Source organism: Rossellomorea sp. NPDC077527, from assembly GCF_044542955.1.
In the GTDB taxonomy this organism is placed as follows: Bacteria; Bacillota; Bacilli; order Bacillales; family Bacillaceae_B; genus Rossellomorea; species Rossellomorea aquimaris_E.
This window is the reverse complement of the sequence record NZ_JBITVL010000002.1, coordinates 876,417-896,517: the sequence shown is the minus strand read 5'-3', so window position 1 is coordinate 896,517 and position 20,101 is coordinate 876,417. Positions and strand designations below refer to the sequence as shown.

19 protein-coding genes and 1 riboswitch are annotated in these 20,101 nt (G+C 43.7%); of the genes, 13 read left to right on the top strand and 6 right to left on the bottom strand.

What is annotated here, in order from left to right; genetic code table 11:
- Window positions 1-8: 8 nt before the first annotated feature.
- Both ACIGG7_RS09725 and ACIGG7_RS09720 read left to right on the top strand, forming a co-directional pair.
- Window positions 9-191, top strand: coding sequence for a hypothetical protein (locus tag ACIGG7_RS09725; RefSeq protein WP_397549628.1), 183 nt, complete (start codon window positions 9-11; stop codon window positions 189-191).
- Window positions 192-298: 107 nt separating this feature from the next.
- Entirely contained in the window at window positions 299-859 is a 561-nt protein-coding gene (locus ACIGG7_RS09720; protein ID WP_397549627.1) for a biotin transporter BioY, read from the top strand.
- 486 nt (window positions 860-1,345) lie between these two features.
- Here ACIGG7_RS09720 and ACIGG7_RS09715 read toward each other — a convergent pair whose 3' ends face one another.
- Window positions 1,346-2,137: a GNAT family N-acetyltransferase gene (locus tag ACIGG7_RS09715; protein ID WP_397549626.1), complete on the bottom strand. Its 792-nt coding sequence runs from the start codon at window positions 2,135-2,137 to the stop codon at window positions 1,346-1,348.
- Between the two features lie 168 nt (window positions 2,138-2,305).
- On the opposite strand from ACIGG7_RS09715, the gene ACIGG7_RS09710 reads away from it, so the two are divergent.
- Window positions 2,306-2,455 (top strand): lmo0937 family membrane protein, encoded by a 150-nt coding sequence (locus ACIGG7_RS09710; protein WP_106298475.1) that lies wholly within the window; start codon window positions 2,306-2,308, stop codon window positions 2,453-2,455.
- A 53-nt stretch (window positions 2,456-2,508) separates the two neighbouring features.
- Here the strand turns inward: ACIGG7_RS09710 and pckA are convergent, their stop codons facing one another.
- The gene (gene pckA, locus ACIGG7_RS09705) at window positions 2,509-4,098 is read right to left on the bottom strand and encodes a phosphoenolpyruvate carboxykinase (ATP) (RefSeq protein ID WP_397549625.1); all 1,590 of its coding nucleotides are present in this window, start codon (window positions 4,096-4,098) and stop codon (window positions 2,509-2,511) included.
- Between the two features lie 301 nt (window positions 4,099-4,399).
- A riboswitch (SAM riboswitch) is annotated at window positions 4,400-4,544 on the top strand.
- 211 nt (window positions 4,545-4,755) lie between these two features.
- On the opposite strand from pckA, the gene metK reads away from it, so the two are divergent.
- Window positions 4,756-5,958 (top strand): methionine adenosyltransferase, encoded by a 1,203-nt coding sequence (metK, locus tag ACIGG7_RS09700; RefSeq protein WP_224939510.1) that lies wholly within the window; start codon window positions 4,756-4,758, stop codon window positions 5,956-5,958.
- A gap of 340 nt (window positions 5,959-6,298) precedes the next feature.
- On the opposite strand, the gene ACIGG7_RS09695 is transcribed toward metK, so the two are convergent.
- On the bottom strand, window positions 6,299-6,814 hold the full coding sequence (locus ACIGG7_RS09695; RefSeq protein ID WP_224939511.1) for a gamma carbonic anhydrase: 516 nt from the start codon (window positions 6,812-6,814) through the stop codon (window positions 6,299-6,301).
- Window positions 6,815-6,898: 84 nt separating this feature from the next.
- Between ACIGG7_RS09695 and ACIGG7_RS09690 the strand changes: the two genes are divergently transcribed.
- The 4 genes from ACIGG7_RS09690 to ACIGG7_RS09675 all read left to right on the top strand — a co-directional run bounded on the left by ACIGG7_RS09690 (window position 6,899) and on the right by ACIGG7_RS09675 (window position 12,583).
- Complete coding sequence (locus tag ACIGG7_RS09690) at window positions 6,899-7,702, top strand: alpha/beta hydrolase (protein WP_397549624.1); 804 nt, start codon at window positions 6,899-6,901, stop codon at window positions 7,700-7,702.
- A 14-nt stretch (window positions 7,703-7,716) separates the two neighbouring features.
- Window positions 7,717-8,790, top strand: a complete 1,074-nt coding sequence (locus ACIGG7_RS09685) for a tetraprenyl-beta-curcumene synthase family protein (protein ID WP_397549623.1) — start codon at window positions 7,717-7,719, stop codon at window positions 8,788-8,790.
- 320 nt (window positions 8,791-9,110) lie between these two features.
- A complete protein-coding gene (locus ACIGG7_RS09680) occupies window positions 9,111-11,477 on the top strand; it encodes an immune inhibitor A domain-containing protein (RefSeq protein ID WP_397549622.1) in 2,367 nt (788 codons plus the stop codon).
- Window positions 11,478-11,578: 101 nt separating this feature from the next.
- Window positions 11,579-12,583, top strand: a complete 1,005-nt coding sequence (locus ACIGG7_RS09675; RefSeq protein WP_397549621.1) for an LLM class flavin-dependent oxidoreductase — start codon at window positions 11,579-11,581, stop codon at window positions 12,581-12,583.
- Between the two features lie 40 nt (window positions 12,584-12,623).
- On the opposite strand, the gene mnmM is transcribed toward ACIGG7_RS09675, so the two are convergent.
- Window positions 12,624-13,196 (bottom strand): tRNA 5-(aminomethyl)-2-thiouridylate-methyltransferase MnmM, encoded by a 573-nt coding sequence (gene mnmM, locus ACIGG7_RS09670; RefSeq protein WP_219170524.1) that lies wholly within the window; start codon window positions 13,194-13,196, stop codon window positions 12,624-12,626.
- Window positions 13,193-14,158, bottom strand: a complete 966-nt coding sequence (gene mnmL / locus ACIGG7_RS09665; RefSeq protein WP_397549620.1) for a tRNA modification radical SAM protein MnmL/YtqA — start codon at window positions 14,156-14,158, stop codon at window positions 13,193-13,195. The genes mnmM and mnmL overlap by 4 nt, the downstream gene beginning before the upstream one ends.
- 202 nt (window positions 14,159-14,360) lie before the next feature.
- Here mnmL and ACIGG7_RS09660 point away from each other — a divergent pair, with 202 nt between their 5' ends.
- From ACIGG7_RS09660 to ACIGG7_RS09650, 3 genes are all read left to right on the top strand, one after another.
- Window positions 14,361-14,654 carry a YtzC family protein gene (locus ACIGG7_RS09660; protein WP_224939516.1) on the top strand — a complete coding sequence of 98 codons (294 nt, stop codon included), beginning with the start codon at window positions 14,361-14,363 and terminating at the stop codon, window positions 14,652-14,654.
- Window positions 14,651-14,815: a glycogen biosynthesis protein GlgD gene (locus ACIGG7_RS09655; protein WP_224939517.1), complete on the top strand. Its 165-nt coding sequence runs from the start codon at window positions 14,651-14,653 to the stop codon at window positions 14,813-14,815. Before ACIGG7_RS09660 ends, ACIGG7_RS09655 begins: the two co-directional genes overlap by 4 nt.
- 134 nt (window positions 14,816-14,949) lie before the next feature.
- Complete coding sequence (locus tag ACIGG7_RS09650; protein WP_397549619.1) at window positions 14,950-16,137, top strand: MDR family MFS transporter; 1,188 nt, start codon at window positions 14,950-14,952, stop codon at window positions 16,135-16,137.
- Window positions 16,138-16,461: 324 nt separating this feature from the next.
- On the opposite strand, the gene ACIGG7_RS09645 is transcribed toward ACIGG7_RS09650, so the two are convergent.
- Window positions 16,462-16,965 (bottom strand): cupin domain-containing protein, encoded by a 504-nt coding sequence (locus ACIGG7_RS09645; RefSeq protein ID WP_397549618.1) that lies wholly within the window; start codon window positions 16,963-16,965, stop codon window positions 16,462-16,464.
- A 175-nt stretch (window positions 16,966-17,140) separates the two neighbouring features.
- Here ACIGG7_RS09645 and ACIGG7_RS09640 point away from each other — a divergent pair, with 175 nt between their 5' ends.
- Both ACIGG7_RS09640 and ACIGG7_RS09635 read left to right on the top strand, forming a co-directional pair.
- Window positions 17,141-18,502: a sigma-54 interaction domain-containing protein gene (locus ACIGG7_RS09640; RefSeq protein WP_397549617.1), complete on the top strand. Its 1,362-nt coding sequence runs from the start codon at window positions 17,141-17,143 to the stop codon at window positions 18,500-18,502.
- Window positions 18,503-18,772: 270 nt separating this feature from the next.
- Window positions 18,773-20,095: a GntP family permease gene (locus ACIGG7_RS09635; protein ID WP_397549616.1), complete on the top strand. Its 1,323-nt coding sequence runs from the start codon at window positions 18,773-18,775 to the stop codon at window positions 20,093-20,095.
- The last annotated feature ends 6 nt before the right edge of the window (window positions 20,096-20,101 follow it).

The window sequence follows — 20,101 nt, the reverse complement described above, 5'->3', positions numbered from 1 at the left end:
AGCCAAATATGTCCTACGTAGCCATCGGAAGAATCATACAGGTATACAATGAGCGATATCCTCATCATACATTCCTATATATGATCAGTGATAAGGGAGAAGATGAGTTAGAGAAGGGGAGAATATCTTTAAAATCTGCTGTGGAGCTTATGGCAAATGAAAAGATATGTAATATCTATGCCCCCCAGTAATAAAGGCCATAGATGTACTTAATACGTCAAAATGTTCTTCCCGAATGTAATGACATGTGTTAACTTATTGTTATATATAGGTTTACATACATTAGGGGGATTAGAACATGAATGGAGAAAAATTACGGATGCTTATCCACTGTGCCATCTTTGCTGCGATGACAGGGATCTTCGCACAAATCGAAATACCATTGCCACTCGTTCCCATCAGCGGACAGACACTGGCTGTCGGTATCACGGCAACGATTCTTGGAAGCAGATATGGTGCATTGTCTTTAATATGCTATACGGCACTCGGAGCTGTGGGCGTCCCGGTGTTTGCCGGGTTCAGCGGGGGTGCACAAGTACTGGTCGGACCAACAGGCGGCTATATCTTCGGCTTTATCGTAGCGGCTTTCTTTACAGGTTATATTCTTGAAAAAACGAAGTTCACCATTCCTATGGCGATGATTGCCAATACGGTGGGGATGATCATTACGTTGATTCTTGGTACCATCCAACTGAAATATGTAGCTGATTTGGGTTGGAATCAGGCAATGGCAGCTGGAGTTTATCCATTTATCGTAGTGGGTCTGATCAAAGCATTCCTTGCAAGCTGGATTGGAATCACGGTAAGAAAGCGTTTGATACAGGCTAAATTGATCCAGAATCAGAAAGTGGCTGTATAGGAAAACGCTGGCTCTCTAAAGGGACGGTGGAATAAGAGCTGTGTGTTGCATTCATTAGCGCTGTATGTAATGTCCTTAAATGCCATTCAACATAAAAAAGCAGAACGCCTGGATATTGTTCCTGGCGTTCTGTTTTTTTGATTTGCCTTAGGCCAGCATGAAACACTTATATGATTTACCTTTATTTTTTCTTCTGCCGATGATGACAACAGTGGTTAAAACAATAATGAGTAAGAACATTCCTTCAGCCATACAATCCCCCCTCGATAGTGGTGAGATGACGATCGAGTTCAGTGTAATCCAATGAGATTTCCAGCCATCTGGTAGTAGTTACAAATTGAAAGTAAAATAGTTTCAAAATTTAGATTATTACGCTCGTAATAACAGCCTATTTTTCATTCAAAGTGAGAACATACCAGGTCACATGTGATTTGGTGTGTTGCTGATTGATTTCATATAGAATCAAATAATGAGGTAAAGGTCCATTTATCCGAATTTATACATGGACCAATATCCGATATCTTTAAATCCGATGCGTTTATAAATTTTCCCCGCCTCCGGATTATCATAGAAAAGGCAGAGCTCCTTCCCTTCGTTTAAGACATCACGGCAAAGCTTTGTCATGCAATCTGTTGCATAGCCCTTTTTCTTATACAGGGGGTGGGTGCATACAGCAACAATCATGGCGGACATGCTGTTTTCTGCCGTTGTGGAAGCGGAAGAAACAAACTTGCCGTCTTGTTCTACGTAGTAGCTGCGTGCCACTCCTTTTTCCATCCCGTGCTTCCTTTTCTCCACTGTAAAACTTCCGCCACTGAATTCAGGGATAGAGTTCAACAACTCCACAAGCTTCGGTAAATCAGTGACAGAAGCCTCTTTCACGTTTGGAAGGCCATGTTCTTCCATGGAGGAGGTGCTGTCGCATTTTGCATAATACATATGTCGTTTCGATTGGATTTCTCTTGATAAAAAGGGCTCGACTTCAGTGACAATTCGCTTTAATCCCGAAACGATGTTGTAATCTTCCGTTTCGTTGATGATAGCGGCAAATCCTTCAGCATCAAAATGGCCCATCGAATACGGAATGAAGTTTTCTCTGTATTTAAGAAGGATCCCTCTTAGGTTTCCTTCCTCGTCAAAATCTCCCCAGATCTTCTGGAAATCCTGCTCGTATCCAAAAGCTTCAATGTCCCCAATGATGAATAAGTTCTCGGCAGGCTGCTGTTGTATGAGCTGCTGGCATAGTTCGTGATCTTTATCTGAAAGCTGTCTGATCATCTTGATTCCCCCTGTGAAATTTATTCATTATCATACCAAAATTAGCAATATTTAGTAAAGTGTGAATTTTAGAAAGTAAGCGGATTTTTTCTCCTATCCGGCAAGTGGTTTTAAATTTTGCATATTAGGGAAACTTATGATCAATAACAGTTGTAAGGAGGAGCACACATGCTTTGGACCATCATCGGAATCTTATTAGTACTATGGTTATTAGGATTGATCTTTAAGATCGGTGGAGCCGTCATTCATGTTCTACTGATCATCGCCGTTGTCGTATTCTTATTTAACAGAATCACCGGCCGCAAAAAAGGATTATAACGAAATAAAGGTCCGTCCCTCTTGGTTGAGGGACGGACCTTTGTATTTGGTGATTATCTAAAGGCAGGGCCGCCTTGTTGTTCGATGTCAGAAGGGACGTTTGAGAATTTCTTGAAGTTCTCGTTGAATTTGTGAGCAAGTTCTTTTGCTTTCACTTCATAAGCCGCTTCATTTGACCAAGTCTTCTTAGGTTGAAGAACTTCGTCCGGAACACCAGGAACATGAACCGGGATATTCAGGCCGAAGATTTCGTCTGTAGCAGTTTCTACATTCGTCAATTCGCCTTCAAGTGCTGCCTGAATCATGGCACGAGTGTAAGAAAGCTTCATACGGTTCCCGACGCCATATTCTCCACCAGTCCAGCCGGTGTTCACAAGGAATACCTGTGCATTGTGCTCATCGATCTTCTTGCCAAGCATCTCTGCATAGCGAGTAGCAGGAAGTGGCAGGAACGGTGAGCCAAAGCAAGTAGAGAATGTGGCTTGAGGTGAAGTGATGCCGCGCTCAGTGCCAGCAAGCTTCGACGTATATCCGCTTAAGAAGTGATACATAGCCTGTTCTTTTGTCAGCTTACTGATCGGAGGTAATACCCCGAATGCATCAGCCGTTAAGAATACGATCGTATTTGGGTGGCCTGCAATACTTGGCTCCACGATGTTATCCATCGCTTGAAGAGGGTATGCAGCACGCGTATTTTCTGTTAAAGTGTTATCATCATAATCCGGGATGCGGGACATGTCATCAAGAACAACGTTTTCAAGGACTGAACCGAAACGGATGGCATCGAAGATCTGTGGTTCTTTCTCACGTGTGAGACCGATGCATTTTGCGTAGCAGCCGCCTTCGATATTGAATACTCCGTTCGGGGACCAGCCGTGCTCATCATCACCGATCAAACGGCGGTTTGGATCCGCTGATAAAGTCGTTTTACCAGTACCAGATAGTCCGAAGAATAATGCGACATCGCCTTCACGGCCGACGTTTGAAGAACAGTGCATAGACAGGATATCGGATTCAGGAAGTACATAGTTCATCACAGAGAAGATGGATTTCTTCATTTCACCGGCGTATTCCGTCCCACCGATCAATACGATTCTCTTCTCGAAGGAAACGATAATGAACGTTTCAGAGTGAGTTCCGTCGACTTCAGGATCAGCCTTGAAGTTCGGAGCTGAGATGACAGTGAATTCCGACTGGTGACCTTTTAACTCTTCTGTTTCCGGGCGGATGAATAATTGGTGAGCAAAAAGATTATGCCATGCGAATTCATTGATCACTTGGATCGGAAGTCTATGTTTAGGATCGGCACCTGCAAATCCTTTAAAGGAGAAAACCTCTTCTTTTTCTTTTAAGTATTCGATGACTTTCGTATATAATTTATCGAATGATTCCGAAGAAATCGGCTGATTCACAGAGCCCCATTCGATCTTATCTTTCGTTGATGGTTCTTCAACAATAAATTTATCTTTAGGCGAGCGTCCTGTGTATTTACCAGTTTCTGCTCTGACTGCTCCAGATGATGTTAAAACGCCTTCATTTCGTTGAAGGACCTTTTCGACTAGTTGAGAAACAGATAATTGTTCCTGAATGTTTTGACCGTTAAGTAATTCTGTTAATTCATTAGACATGCTCACTGAATTCATTCGAACCCTTCCTTTATATAAATTTATTTATCGCTTACTTCACAAAAATAGTATAACACAATCAAGCTATTAGTCTATACTATTTATTTAAATTTATAATGTGTCTTCATTTTGTCACATTTTTTATCCAAATACAGCTTGTTTCTTCTTATATATATGAAAAGGACAAAAGATTGTTTAGCCTCATTGACTAATTAGGTTACAAAACCGATTAAGATAGGCGGGGAGTTGGTTAAACCTGTCATTCGAAAAAAGTTGACACCCTTTGTCCTAAACGTTATCATTGTTCCTTGAACGGATACTCTTATCCTGAGCTGGTGGAGGGAGCAGACCCTATGAAACCCAGCAACCTGCTAAATAGTGTAAGGATCTTCTTCTTTGAGTCGATCCGATTAAGCGAAGGTGCTAAACTGAGGCAAGGTCTCTAAAACCTTGAACGATAAGAGAGAAAAGGCGCGGCTATGATCTGAAACCTTTCCTCTGAAGCTTTTTCCTGAGGAAGGGTTTTTTCTGTTTATAGTGGACCACATGCACATAAATCATGATTTATTGATAAAAGAATCATGTTTACTTCATACTACTTAGGGAAATGAGTACCGTATCTGTTTACTTTTTGTCGGAACTGTTTCTGACAAATATGCTTAAGGAGGAACCTTGATGTCAACTAAACGTCGTCTGTTTACATCTGAGTCCGTAACTGAAGGACATCCAGATAAAATTTGTGACCAAATTTCTGATTCAATTCTTGATGCAATTCTTACAAATGATCCGAATGCACGTGTGGCATGTGAAACTTCCGTCACAACGGGTCTTGTGCTTGTTGCTGGTGAGATTACTACGAATACGTATGTCGATATTCCGAAAATTGTTCGTGAAACGATCCGTGAAATCGGCTATACTCGTGCAAAATATGGATTTGATGCTGAAACGTGTGCGGTACTGACTTCCATCGATGAGCAGTCTGCTGATATCGCTCAAGGTGTGGACCAGGCACTTGAAGCCCGTGAAGGTCAAATGTCAGACGAAGAAATCGAAGCAATCGGTGCTGGTGACCAGGGGCTGATGTTCGGATTCGCTTGTAATGAAACGAAAGAGCTAATGCCTCTTCCGATTTCTCTTTCTCACAAAATCTCCCGTCGCCTGACAGAAGTTCGTAAAGAAGAAATCCTTCCTTACCTTCGTCCAGATGGTAAAACGCAAGTTACCGTTGAATACGATGAAAACGATAAGCCGGTTCGCATCGACACAATCGTTATCTCTACTCAACATCACCCGGAAGTGACGCTTGAGCAAATTCAGCGTAACCTGAAAGAGTATGTTATCGATCCTGTTGTACCGAAAGAACTAATCGATGAAGAAACAAAATACTTCATCAACCCGACTGGCCGTTTCGTTATCGGTGGACCACAAGGTGATGCCGGATTAACTGGCCGTAAAATCATCGTTGACACATACGGCGGATACGCTCGTCACGGTGGCGGTGCATTCTCTGGTAAGGATGCAACAAAAGTGGACCGTTCAGCAGCATATGCAGCACGTTATGTAGCGAAGAACATTGTTGCGGCAGGACTAGCTGAAAAATGTGAAGTTCAATTAGCCTATGCTATCGGGGTTGCACAACCAGTATCCATCTCTGTAGATACATTCGGAACCGGCAAAGTATCAGAAGACGTTTTAATTGACGTAGTTCGTAATAACTTTGATCTGCGTCCTGCAGGAATCATCAAAATGTTAGACCTTCGTCGTCCGATTTACAAGCAGACAGCTGCTTACGGACACTTCGGTCGTAATGACCTTGATCTTCCTTGGGAGCGCACAAACAAAGCAGAAGCGTTGAAAGCAGAAGCTTTGGCTGAATAAGAAAAGATTGAAAAGACCAACACTTTGAGAGGTGTTGGTCTTTTTTGGTGGTGGGGAGGCGTGACGAGGGTTGGAGTACGTTGGGGTGGCGTGGAGTTCCGAGGTGCGAGAATGGTCGATATTGGTCGAATGGCAGATATATCTTCATTTTGGCAGATAAAACGGAAAAACAGCAGATAAAACATATTTTAGGCAGATATATTCTCAAACCGGCAGATAAATTCCCAAAATGGCAGATAAATCCCCCACCCGGCACCCAAACTCAGAAACCGGACCATCCATGCAAGAAAATATACCATGAGTAATCCATTAAAGGATGGGGTATCCCAAGTATAGGAAGTTAAAACGGTTTGATATTCTTATAATACTGTCCTTTTTCTGCGTATTCCCTTGAAATGCGTTTCATCTCACTAATATCGTGTTCGTTAAGCTCCCTCACGACCTTAGCCGGTCGACCGAATGCGAGTGTATTCGGCGGAATGACCTTCCCCTGGGGAACAAGGCTTCCTGCTCCGATAAACGCTCCTTCGCCGATTTCGGCATTATCGAGGATGATCGATCCCATACCGATCAATGCCTTTTTTCTGATCTTGCAGCTATGTAGAATCACACCATGGCCAACGGTCACCTCATCTTCAAGGATAAGAGGGTTATTTGGACTCTGATGGAGAATGGAGTTATCCTGTATATTGACTTTATCACCGATTTTAGTGGGAGCAACATCCCCCCTGATGACGGTATTGAACCAGATACTGGACTCCTCACCGATCTCTACGTCTCCGGAGATGGTCACATAATCCGCAATGAAAGCGGACTCCGCGATGATCGGTTTTTTATCGAAATATGGATAAAGCATTTTTTACTACCCCTTTCAATAATATTTATTATAATAATGGTAGCAGAATTCATTCAATGAGAGAACTACAAAGGAGGATTTGTCATGTGGAAATGGGAATCAGATCAAGAGGCAAAGGCAGTCATCGTCATCGTTCATGGCGCTATGGAACATCACGGCAGGTACGGCTGGCTCATTGAAATGTGGCGTGCAGCAGGCTATCATGTCGTCATGGGAGACTTGCCCGGTCAGGGGATGACGTCCCGGAGCCAAAGAGGACACATTGATTCCTTTGATGAGTATATAGTAGAAGTGAAGGATTGGATCCAGGCAGCGTATCAATTCGAATTGCCGGTCTTTGTGATCGGTCACAGTATGGGTGGTCTTATTACGGTGCGTTTGCTGCAGGAATCTCATGTGAACCTGGCGGGTGTGGTTTTGTCATCACCATGCTTAGGGTTGGTCACAACTCCTGCCAAACCGATCGAGCTTCTGTCCCACGGATTAAATAAAATCGCTCCCATGGTGAGATTTCCATCAGGATTAACGGTCGATATGGCAACAAGAAATGCAGATGTCCGTGAAATTGACAGCAATGACACACTTTATATCACCAAAGTGTCGGTCCGTTGGTATAGGGAGCTTTCCCAAGCGATTAAATTGGCCTATACAAACCTTGAAAAAATGCCTGATTTGCCACTTCTCGTGCTGCAGGCAGGTGACGATAAAATCGTGGATAAAAAAGCCGTGAAAAAATGGTTCAATGAATTGTCATTATCTGAAATGCATTACAAAGAATGGCCGAAATGCTATCATGAAATCTATAATGAACCTGAAAGAGAAGAAATATTTGAGTACTCCAAGAACTTCATAGAGAGTCGATTGAAAGCGCTGGGATACATTTTGTAAAAGAGGTGATGGAATTGTCAATACCAAGTGATCCCTTTACATTAATGACAAGAGTATACCGCACTGTATTTCCAATCGTGCACAGAGAATTGGACGGATGGAAGGAGCGGGCTGAAGGGATACCCAATCAGGAGCTTAGAAACCAGGCACTTGCGAGCATCGAGCATAAAACGTTCCACTGCGAGGGAGGATCGATTCTTTCCCTCCTTGCCCTGGACCAGAAAATAGAGACGATCCGTTTCATCGTCGCCTATCAGACGATAAGCGACTATTTGGACAATCTATGTGACCGCAGTGTTTCCCTAGATCCAGAGGACTTTGCTCTTCTTCATCAGTCCATGAAAGATTCATTGACGGTGGGGGCAGAGCCTGTTAATTATTATGCTTTAAGAAAAGATCAGGATGATGGGGGATATCTCAGAGATTTAGTCCTGACCTGTCAATCCGTTCTCGCAAAGTTAAGTCACTATGGCAGTATCAAGAAGGACCTCCTGGAATTGTGTGAGTATTATTGCGATCTACAGATACATAAACACGTGAAGGAAGAGGAGAGGGTGGAAAGGCTCCAGGACTGGTTTGAAACCCACCGTCCCAACTTGCCTGACATGGATTGGTACGAGTTCTCCGCCTGCTCGGGTTCGACCCTCGGAATCTTTTGTTTAGTATCATACGCTTGCCGTCGGGACTTCCAGCCATCGTACACAGAGACCATCAAGAGGGGATATTTTCCCTACATTCAAGGCTTACATATCCTTCTTGATTATTTCATCGATCAAGATGAAGACCGGCAGGGAGGGGATTTAAACTTCTGCTTTTACTATGAAGATGAAGAGCATCTAAAAGAGAGGCTCCTCCACTTCCTGCAGAAAGCCGATGAACATACCGGTGAGCTTCCCCATGCTCACTTTCACCGCTTAATCAACAAAGGACTCATAGGAGTCTATCTATCGGACGACAAAGCAGCGAAACAATCAAACGTCCAATCCTTCTCCAAACAATTCATCGGAGAAGCAGGCTGGATCACCCGATTCTTCTACATGAACGGGAAAATCTATCGCAAATGGAGAAACCGCAGAAGAACATCCTGAATAGAGTGAAAAAGAGGGACGGACCTTCGAAATGATTTCGAAGGTCCGTCTTTTTTTTGTTATTAGACTCTACTATTTTGAACATAAATTCAACGGATTCGACAATAACATAATTAATTTCAAAAAATGGAAAATGTTGCATGCTAATATGCCTATTTACCTATGAAAAATATGCCGAAATATACACCTATTTATCTAAAATAGTAAATTTATGTAGGTAATTGTAACTAAATTCATCATAAGAATATTTACTTTTCAGAATATTAAAGTATATTGTAATTAGTGTAAAAATTTAGTACATATTTAAGGGGGAATCATGCTTGAAATCTCGTAAAATGTTGTCGATGGCCATGGCTGCGGCTCTAAGTGTAGGGGCATTTGCTGTACCTGCATCAGCTGCGACCGTAGGACCTGAGAATGTGTTAGCAAAGCCGACGGTGAAAAAATCTCATTCGCATGGGGAGGGGCCATTTGACTTAGCCATTGCTAATGAAGAGAAACTGATTGAAATGCTTCAAAAGAGCGGTAAATTATCAAAGAATGCAACAGCGGGACAGGCTGAAAAAGCAGTCCAAAAGTTCCTTAAAGAGAAATCAGACGGAGTGAAGGAACTAGAAAACGATGGTGAATTAAAAGATGAAAAACAAAAATTAGAAAAAGAAATTAAAAAGCATAAAAAAGGCGACAAACATAAAGGGAAAAAGAGAAACCTTGACCCTGTAGTGGAAGAGGATTATAACGGAGAAACAAGAACGGATAAGGTCTTAGTATTACTTATGGAGTTCCCTGATTTTCCTCATAATTCAATCAAGCCGGATGAATCAGATATGTATTATGAAGACTACGTAAAAGAGCATTATCAGGACATGGTATTCGGAGAAAATGGTTACAAAGGTCCGAATGGTGAAAACTTGATCTCAATGAAGCAATTCTATGAGCAGCAAACCAACGGTGCATATTCCGTTGAAGGGGAGGTTGCCGGTTGGTACCAAGCTTCTAAGCCGGCTGCTGCATATGGTGGAAATGATCCAGATAGAGGGGATAGCGACACGGATGCCAGAGGTCTTGTGAAAGAAGCTCTACAGGCAGCGGCGAATGATCCAGATGTAGATTTGGCTGATTACGATCAGGAAGATCGCTATGACCTGGATGGAGATGGAAACACTCGTGAGCCGGACGGACTGGTTGACCACTTGATGGTTGTTCATTCAGCAGTAGGTGAAGAAGCTGGTGGTGGAAGCCTTGGAGAGGATGCCATCTGGTCTCACCGTTGGAACCTTGGTTCAGTATTCCCAGTTGACGGAACAGAAACGGATGTACCATATTGGGGAGGTCAAATGGCCGCGTATGATTACACGGTTCAACCGGCTGACGGAGCTGCAGGAGTGTTCTCACATGAGTATGGGCATGACCTGGGTTTACCTGATGAATATGACACTCAATATTCCGGTGAAGGTGAAGCGGTTGCTTATTGGTCCATCATGGCAAGCGGAAGCTGGGCAGGTAAGATTCCTGGAACAGAGCCGACTGGATTCAGTGCATGGTCTAAAGAATTTCTTCAGGCAGCACATGGTGGAAATTGGCTGAAATATGATGAAATCGAATTAGAAGACATTAATAAAAAAGGTACAGAAGTATTCCTTGATCAAGCCAATACTAAAGGAACAAACTTGGATGCACTTAAAATTAATCTACCAGATAAAGAAACGAAAATTAATGAGCCTTATAGCGGAGAATATGAGTACTTCAGTGGAAGTGACAATGATCTCGACAATTCAGCTGTCATGAATGTAGATCTAACATCAGCTTCCAACGCAGAGCTTACGTTCAAAGCCTGGTACGATATTGAACAGGATTGGGACTATGCTTCTGTCCAGGTTAGTGAAGATGGGAAAGAGTGGACGAGCATTCCAGGTAACCTGACAACGGAAACTGACCCGTACGAACAAAATCCTGGTCATGGAATCACAGGAAAATCAGACGGATGGGTAGATGCATCTTTTGACTTAAGTCAATATGCAGAAAAAAATGTTCAAGTGAAATTAAACTATTGGACAGATGGTGCTGCGGTTAATCCTGGTCTTTATGTAGACGATATTAAAGTGATCGCAGATGGAAATGAAGTATTATCGGATGATGCTGAAGGTGATTCAAGTATTACACTTGATGGATTCACGAAAGATGATGGAATCCAAACTTCTAAACATTACTACCTGTTGGAATGGAGAAATCACCAAGGTGTAGATGAAGGATTGGCCCATATCCGTCGCGGAGACAGCTTAATGACGTATGATCCAGGTCTTGTCATCTGGTACGCTGATGAAAAATATGGAGACAACTGGACAGGGGTTCACCCGGGTGAAGGATTCCTCGGAGTCGTGGATGCGGATCAGCATGAGCTTAAGTGGAGTGACAATTCAATGGCAGCCACTCGCTATCAAATTCACGATGCTGCATTCAGCATGGACAACACAAAGAAAATGTTCCTGGACTACAGAGATTTGTTAGGTATAACGCTTACTGACAAAGATACTCATAAAAATCAGGAGTTTAATGATAAGCGCAGCTATCTAAATGAAAAAATGCCTGATGCAGGAAGAAACGTCCCTGAATATGGCTTAAAGATCAAGGTGACTGGCCAAAGTAAGGACAAATCAGTAGGAAGAATTGAAATCAGTAAGAAATAATTATTCAAAGGGTGACGGCCATTCGGCCGTCACCCTTTAAGCATGTTAGTGGACATTTTTTTCATCAGAATTGATAATAATACACACATCAATTAAAGGAGATGTCCATTTTGAAGCTAAGTGTCTTAGATCAGTCACCGATTGCAGAAGGAATGAGCCCTCAAGAGGCTTTACATCATACAGTAACATTAGCACAGCATGCAGAGAAATTAGGGTTTGAACGGTTCTGGGTATCAGAGCATCATGATTCCACGGGACTTGCCGGTTCATCACCGGAAGTGTTAATTGCTCATCTTGCTCAAAATACGTCAAAGATCCGAGTAGGGTCTGGAGGCATCATGCTTCCCCATTACTCTTCATACAAAGTAGCAGAGAATTTCCGATTGCTGGAAGGGTTGAACCCGAATCGGATCGATTTAGGATTGGGGAGGGCACCTGGAGGGATGCCGATGGCTACGATGGCCCTTCATGACGGCAAACCACGGGATGTGAATCGCTATCCAGAACAGATCGATGATCTCCTGGGCTATCTCACGGATTCCTTACCTGATGGTCATCCGTACCAGGGTTTAACAGCTGCACCTTTGATCAAGACGATGCCGGAAGTATGGATGCTCGGTTCAAGTCCATCCAGTGCGATGCTGGCAGCTCAAAAAGGACTGCCATACACATTCGCTCAGTTCATCAATGGGGAGGGTGGACCACAATATACTCAAGCCTACCGGAATAACTTTGTTCCCTCGGACTACTTGAAAGAACCGAAGAACATCGTGGCCGTATTTGCCATTTGTGCAGAGACGGATGAGGAAGCCGAAAGAGTCGCATCAAGCTTGGATCTTTCAATCCTGATGATCGAGCAAGGCATGCGCTCGAACGGAACACCAAGCCCAGAAAAAGCGGCTGCCTACCAATACACTCCATTTGAAGAAATGAGAGTGCGTGAAAACCGCAAGCGGATGGTGGTCGGAAATCCGAAAAAAGTGAAAGAAAAACTTCTTGCACTCAGCGAACAGTACCAAACCGATGAAATCATGCTCGTAAGCATCACCCATGACTTCAAAGACAAACTCAAATCATTTGAACTCATCGCAAACGAATTATTATAAAAAATAGGGACGGACCTTCTCAGAGGTCCGTCCCTATTTTTCATCTCTTTTCCAACGCTACAATGAATGGAGGATTGTTAAGCTGGTTCATGAATTGATAACGAAGGACATGAACGTAGTTTTGATCCAATCGTTCAACGTAGCGGAGAATGTAATCCCGTTCTACCGCGCCTTCTGGATGTCCATGATAAATCACGAGAACAAGGATTCCTTCAGGTGCCATCATTTCTAGAATTTGATTCAGAGCAAGTATCGTCGTTTTTGGACGGGTAACGATATCTTTGTCACCGCCTGGTAAGTATCCAAGATTAAAGACTGCCCCTGTCACTTTCCCATGATGCAATGGGGGGATGACGTTCATGACGGTCTCGTGTCCCTGGTGAAAAAGGGTCACCCGGTGGGCCAGATCATGGGTATTGAGCTGTTCCCTGGTGTTTTCAATGGCTTCTTCTTGAATATCAAAACCATATACACGACCGTTTTCTCCAACTAAGCGAGCGAGGAACAGGGTATCATGCCCATTTCCAAGCGTTGCGTCTATGGTAATGTCTCCCGGTTTGACAGCTCTTTCTAACAGCTGTCTTGCGAAAGGTAGTATTCGATCTAATTTCATGCTTTCACATCCACTTTATAAAATTTTCCCTGCCAGCTGTCCCGGCGTTTCAGTTCATCATCAATGGCGTTGAGTACGCTCCATTTATTCACACTCCACATTGGCCCGATCATCAGGTCGATAGGTCCGTCCCCGGTTATGCGGTGCACGATCATCTCAGGCGGGATGACTTCCAATTGGTCACAGACGAGTTTGACGTAGTGGTCAAAATTCATGAAGTCTACTAGTCCTTTTTCGTATTGCTTGACCATGGGTGTACCTTTTAATAAGTGTAGGAGGTGGATCTTGATTCCCTGGACGTCAAGTTCCGCTACCTCACGTGCCGTTTCCATCATCATGTCCTCATTTTCCTGGGGAAGTCCGTTAATAATATGGGAGCACACACGAATTCCGTGTCGGCGCAATTTATTGACACCATCAACATAACATTGATAGTCATGCGCCCGGTTGATCAAGCCTGCTGTTTTTTCATGAACGGTCTGCAGACCCAGCTCCACCCATAGATAGGTTCTTTTATTCAATTCAGCCAGGTACTCGACCACGTCGTCTGGAAGACAATCGGGGCGGGTGGCGATGGAAAGACCGACGACTCCTTCCTGATGAAGGACGGATTCATACTTTTCCCTTAGCACATCAACAGGTGCATGCGTGTTTGTGAATGCCTGGAAATAGGCCATGTATTTTCCATCTTTCCATTTTTGATGCATTCTTCCTTTTATGTCATTAAACTGCTTTTCCAGGGGATCGACCCTGCTTCCGGCGAAATCTCCTGATCCGGCGGCGCTGCAAAAGGTACAGCCGCCGTGAGCAACCGTGCCGTCACGGTTAGGGCAGTCGAAGCCGCCATCTAAAGCGACCTTAAAGACTTTATGTCCAAAATGATTTCTCAAATGGTAGTTCCACGTATGGTATCGTTTTAAATCTGTGGCATATGGAAATGGGTTTGTCCCGATGACAAACACCTCCTAGCTTTCAATGTGTTAAACGGTATGTAGGTCGTTCAAAAAGATTTTATCATGAACAGAGGGACAAATGTATCCTGCGAAAGGAAATAGGCGAAGATTACCACTTCTGAAACGGACAATCGAGTTCAAACTAAGAGGGAGAGGAGCTAAGGATGGGTCCTTTCTCTTCTTTATTCCAACCATCAAGGAGGTAGTCGTAATGGCAACCAGAAATTCAATGGATGAATGCATTCAAAAGTGTGAAGATGCCATTCGTTACGCTCAAGAACAATATAAATCAGGGTCGCAGCAGGAGCATTATCATGATGTGGAGTACACGAAAGCCATGCAGCAGTTAGAAGAAGCAGTCAACGACGTGGCTCACATGGCGAATAGTGCAAACTCACAACAACGTGAACAGCTGCACCGCATGAGACTTCAGCTTCAGACGTTACAGAATGAAATGATTTTGTTAGATCATGATCCAAATGTCGTGGGAGGTAAATTACATTGAGTACACGCTCTGATCAAAACAACCCTGAACAAAAGACCCGTAGTGATTTCCGAACCATGGATACAGAATTCGGTGCAGAAAACAACCCGGTCAAAGAAGCCAAAAAGCGCTACGAAAAACAGGGTCAACCTGTTAAATCCGACCATCACAACGGTAAATGATCGTCATGAACCAGGTGCTCATTATGAGTGCCCGGTTTTTTTATTTTTTCAAGAAATAATTCTTGCTCCCGTTCACCAAAAGGAGTAAAATCCTTTTGGGACTCGAAATAAAAGAGTGGAAAGGGGGCAGAGCGATGCCCAAATCATTATGGCTGCTAGTCATTGGAATGATGGTGAATGTGACGGGAGCTTCTTTTTTATGGCCGCTCAATACCATCTATCTTCATGAAAATTTAGGAAAGTCACTATCTGTGGCGGGAATTGTGCTGATGATGAATGCAGGCGCGAGTGTCATTGGAAATCTGATTGGAGGAACATTGTTCGACCGTTTTGGTGGATATCGTTCCATTCTATTAGGGATTTCCATTACATTATCCGCCCTGATCGGAATGAATATTTGGCACGGCTTTTCTTTCTATGTTGTCTTCTTGACGATTGTTGGATTTGGCTCAGGGATCGTATTTCCTTCCATGTATGCCATGGCAGGTTCTGTTTGGCCGGAAGGCGGAAGGAAAGCATTCAATTCTGTCTATGTCGCTCAAAACATTGGAGTTGCTGTGGGAGCTGCCTTGGGCGGTTTCGTCGCTTCATTCTCCTTTAACTATATATTTTTAGCGAATTTGAGTATGTATATCGTTTTTTTCTTGATTGCATTGTTTGGCTATCGGAACATTTCCGTTGCTGGTCACCAAACGTCGGTGCTGAATGAATCGAAGGTGATCAAGGATCGCTCGAAACTGAAGGCACTTCTGTTCATTTGTATCGCCTATTTATTATGCTGGGTGGGCTATGTGCAGTGGCAATCCACTATTGCAACGTATACGCAGGAAATCAACATTTCCTTGAAACAATACAGCTTATTGTGGACGATCAACGGTGCCCTCATCGTTCTGGCACAGCCGCTTTTATCAAAAGCCATCAAGCGATTCGAAAACAATTTAAAGCTTCAAATCATGATCGGGACTGTCATTTTCATGATGTCGTTCGGTGTGGCATCGATGGCTGATCAATTTCAATGGTTTGCTATGGCCATGATCATTTTGACCATTGGTGAAATGCTCATTTGGCCTGCGGTTCCAACCATAGCGAACTCACTTGCCCCAAAGGGAAGAGAGGGGTTCTATCAGGGAATCGTCAACAGTACGGCCACGGGCGGAAGAATGATCGGACCGTTCATCGGAGGAGTGCTGGTGGATGTATTCAGCATGCAGGTGCTGTTCATGACGTTGATCGCTTTCTTCGTCGTTTCATTATTGATCACCAGTCAATATGACCGGCCATTGAGAAAGAAAAATGCCGTTCCCGTTTCGGCTCAACAATAAAGAAACCCCCAATGAGAATTCATTGGGGGTTTTTCTCCATATAAAAAGGGCTCCCGTTTCCTACGGAAGCCCACTTGCAAAAAATTGAGGCGGTGGATCAGCAAACGCCACATCGTTTGTTGTCACTAGGACGTGATCCCCGACTTACACAATTCAGCTCATCGCTATAATAGAATAGCATAGGACTTTTAAAAAAACAAGCCAATGTTAAAAAAACTTCGGATTGGTCATGTGTATAAAAGAAGAAAGGTGCCCGTTTCGATGAAACAAGACTATAGAGAAATAGGAATGAAAATCCGAATGGGACGCAGAACCATTTCTACATCATTTCTTTAGCCAGTACTTCAACAGTGGGCCGCTATCCCCAAATACAGGATCTAATGATGGAAGGGGGACGTTTTTGATGTCAATCAACACACTGGGTCTTTCACGCAATGATCCTTTCTTTACATTATATTCGTCTCCATTTGGATAGGCGCCTGTGACTTTAAAATCGTGACTTGCGTACAATCTCTTATGTCCCGTACCGGCAGGGAGGATGATCACATCACCTTGCTGGACCGTAACATGTTCTCCCATCTCCCCGCCTAATTGAACGTTTGCTTCACCTTGGATGACAGCCAATGCTTCATGAGTATTGCTATGGTAATGATGATAATCATATATGCCATTCGTCCAGCTGTTCAGCCATTGATTCCGGTTGAATGTCTCTTCGGCTTCAGCAGCTTGATCCAGGGCATTCCGGTAAATGAGTACGGGCAGATCAGGGTTATTCGGGATGATTCCATCGTCTTCGAAATAGAATAGTTTCAATTCTGCGATTTTCATCCTTTCATTCCTCCATTCATTGTTAAGAAGTTTCCCTAATACCTCATGCATTAAACCGATTTTGAACTGGTAATTGAAATTATTGGCAGAAAGGAATTCTTTTCACAATGATGTGGAATGGATGTGCTACTATAAAACTATATGTTCTCTTGCAAAATGGAGGAGGCAATGGGAAATGAGCAGTTTATTAAAGCAGGTATCCGTGGACATGATTGAAATCATTCTTGAGAACGCTTTCGAATGGTTGGTTGTCGTTGATAATGAAGGCATCATCATTTACATAAATGACAATTATTGTCGCTTCCTTGAGGTCGAAAGGGATAAGGCGATCGGTTCACATGTGACGAAGGTCATTGAAAACACAAGAATGCACGTAGTTGCTGAAAGTGGGAAGGAAGAGGTCGCTGATCTTCAGTACATTAAAGGGAATTACATGATAGCCAATCGAATTCCGATCTCTGTAGACGGAAAGGTGATCGGCGCATTCGGATCCGTCATCTTCCGGGATACGAGTGAATGGATGCAAATGAGTTCACATGTGAAGAACATGATGTCGAAGATTCAAAGTTACATTCAGGATATCAACACCGGTGTGAAGTATTCACTGAATGATATCATCGGTGACTCACCCGGCATGAATGAATTGAAGGACAAAGCGAAAATGATCGCCCCTAGTGATATTTCCATCCTGATCAGAGGGGAAAGCGGAACGGGGAAAGAACTGTTCGCCCACAGCATTCACCAGCTGAGTGAGAGGAGCGGCCAGCCTTTCATCAAAGTGAACTGTGCAGCGATTCCGGAGCATCTACTGGAATCAGAGCTTTTCGGTTACGAAGAAGGAGCCTTTACCGGGGCGAAAAAGGGCGGCAAGAAAGGGAAGTTTCAGCTTGCCCACAAGGGGACTCTGTTCCTTGATGAAATCGGTGATATGCCTCTGAATATGCAGGCGAAGCTTCTAAGGGTATTGCAGGAAGGAGAAGTCGAGGCAGTCGGCTCCACCCGTATAGAGCATGTAGACGTCCGGATCATTGCGGCCACGAATCGGCCCCTAGAGAAAATGATGGAAGAAAAGCGATTTCGGAGTGATTTGTATTACCGGATCAATGTCGTGCCATTTCAGATTCCTCCACTTCGAGAGCGGAAGGAAGATATTGAAAGCCTTGCGTCCTTTTTTCTGGATAAATCAACAAAGTCTTCGGGGAAGCGGATCAGTGATTTTGAGCATGAAGTGATGCAAATCTTTCTTTCATACAGCTGGCCGGGAAATCTTCGGGAATTGGAAAACGTCATCAATGCATCGACGTATTTGTCAAATGGAAGCAAGATTGCACTTTCATCCCTGCCATCTTATATGAAGGCTGGGAATGTTTATGATGTGGGATCAAAGACATTGAAAGAAATCCTGGAGGAAACAGAGAAGTCAGTCTTATCGCAGAGTCTGCAAACCCATCAGCAGGATAAACGAAAGGTCGCTGAGTCACTGGGGATAAGTAAATCGAGCATGTATGAAAAGTTAAATAAGTATGAGCTTTTATAATAGGTTGGGGAGTCCGGAAATATGGAAAACAGTCCATAATTCCGGACTGTTTTTGTGTATGAAGAATCATGACCATTTTGTGTCTAAATTGCCTCTCTTGTCCGGAAATTCGGAATGTAAAAAAATACATATTTGAATTTTCAGTAATTTGAAAGTTGGCACGAATTTTGCATGTATGTAGTTGGAACAGAATTTTTGGAAAGGGGAGCGTGCGTGTTAACAAATAAAATGTAAGCGTCACCACTTTTAGAGAACAAAGGGGGAAATGTCATGTTAAGCATGATCGGTCTGATTGGAGGACTCATATTATTAATCTTTTTAACGATGAGGGGGATGAATATCCTGATTGTTGGCCCCATATCGGCATTATTCGTTGCGTTATTAAGTGGAATGCCACTCTTTCCGCAATTAGCCGGTGAGGGGGAAGCCAATCTCGTCACGAACTATATGTCAGGATTCACAAGCTTTGTTGCTGCCTGGTATCTGATGTTCTTACTGGGGGCTGTATTCGGAAAGGTAATGGAAGACAGCGGAGCAGCAGATAGTGTCTCCCGTTTTGTAGTAGAGAAATTAGGGATGAAATACGCTGTGTTTGCCATTGTACTCGCGTGTGCGGTGTTGACATACGGGGGAGTCAGTCTCTTCGTTGTCGCATTCTCTGTTTATCCTATGGCTGTAAGTTTATTTAAACAAGCCGACCTGCCGCGTCGCTTCATCCCGGCAGCATTGGCATTCGGTTCGGTCACATTTACCATGACCTCTGCCGGTTCACCGGAAATCCAAAACTGGATTCCGATTGAATACTTAGGCACAACACCATATGCAGGCTGGGAAGTCAGCTTGATTGTTGCTGTGTTTATGGCTGTATTTGGCTACTGGTGGTTAAAACGCATGATTACAAAAGCCGTCAAAAAAGGAGAGAAGTTTCACTCTCGTGAAGAAGATCCGGTCATTGATGAAGGAAGACCGTTACCAAATCCTTTCATGGGCTTGATTCCATTACTGGTTGTACTCGTTCTGGCTTTTTCATTCCATGATTCTTTAAAGCAATCTGCCTTGATCATTGCCCTATTAGGTGGAGTGATTTCAGCTTATGTGTTGAATCGTAAATATTTCAAAGGCTTCTGGGGAGCTGTTTCCGAAGGAACGGTAGGAGCATTGATCGCCATCGGGAATACAGCGGCCGTTGTTGGCTTCGGTGGAGTTGCCAAAGCTGTACCAGCCTTCAGCACAGCAGTTGATGTCATGACGAATATTCCAGGTTCACCATTGATCGGTGGAGCCATCGCCGTCAGTGTCATTGCAGGTATGACCGGTTCCGCATCGGGTGGTCAGGCAATTGCACTGCCGATCCTTGCTCCGCACTATGTAGACATGGGTGTAAACCCCGAAGCCCTTCACCGGGTTGTCGCGATTTCTTCCGGAGCGCTCGATTCACTGCCTCACAATGGATATGTGGTAACGACGATTCGTTCGATCTGTAATGAAACCCACGGTGAAGCGTATGGGGCAGTTGGTGCGTTGACCGTCATCGTACCTCTTCTCGGATTGGCATTGGCGATTCTATTATTCACCTTAGGAGTAGGTATATAAGAAAGG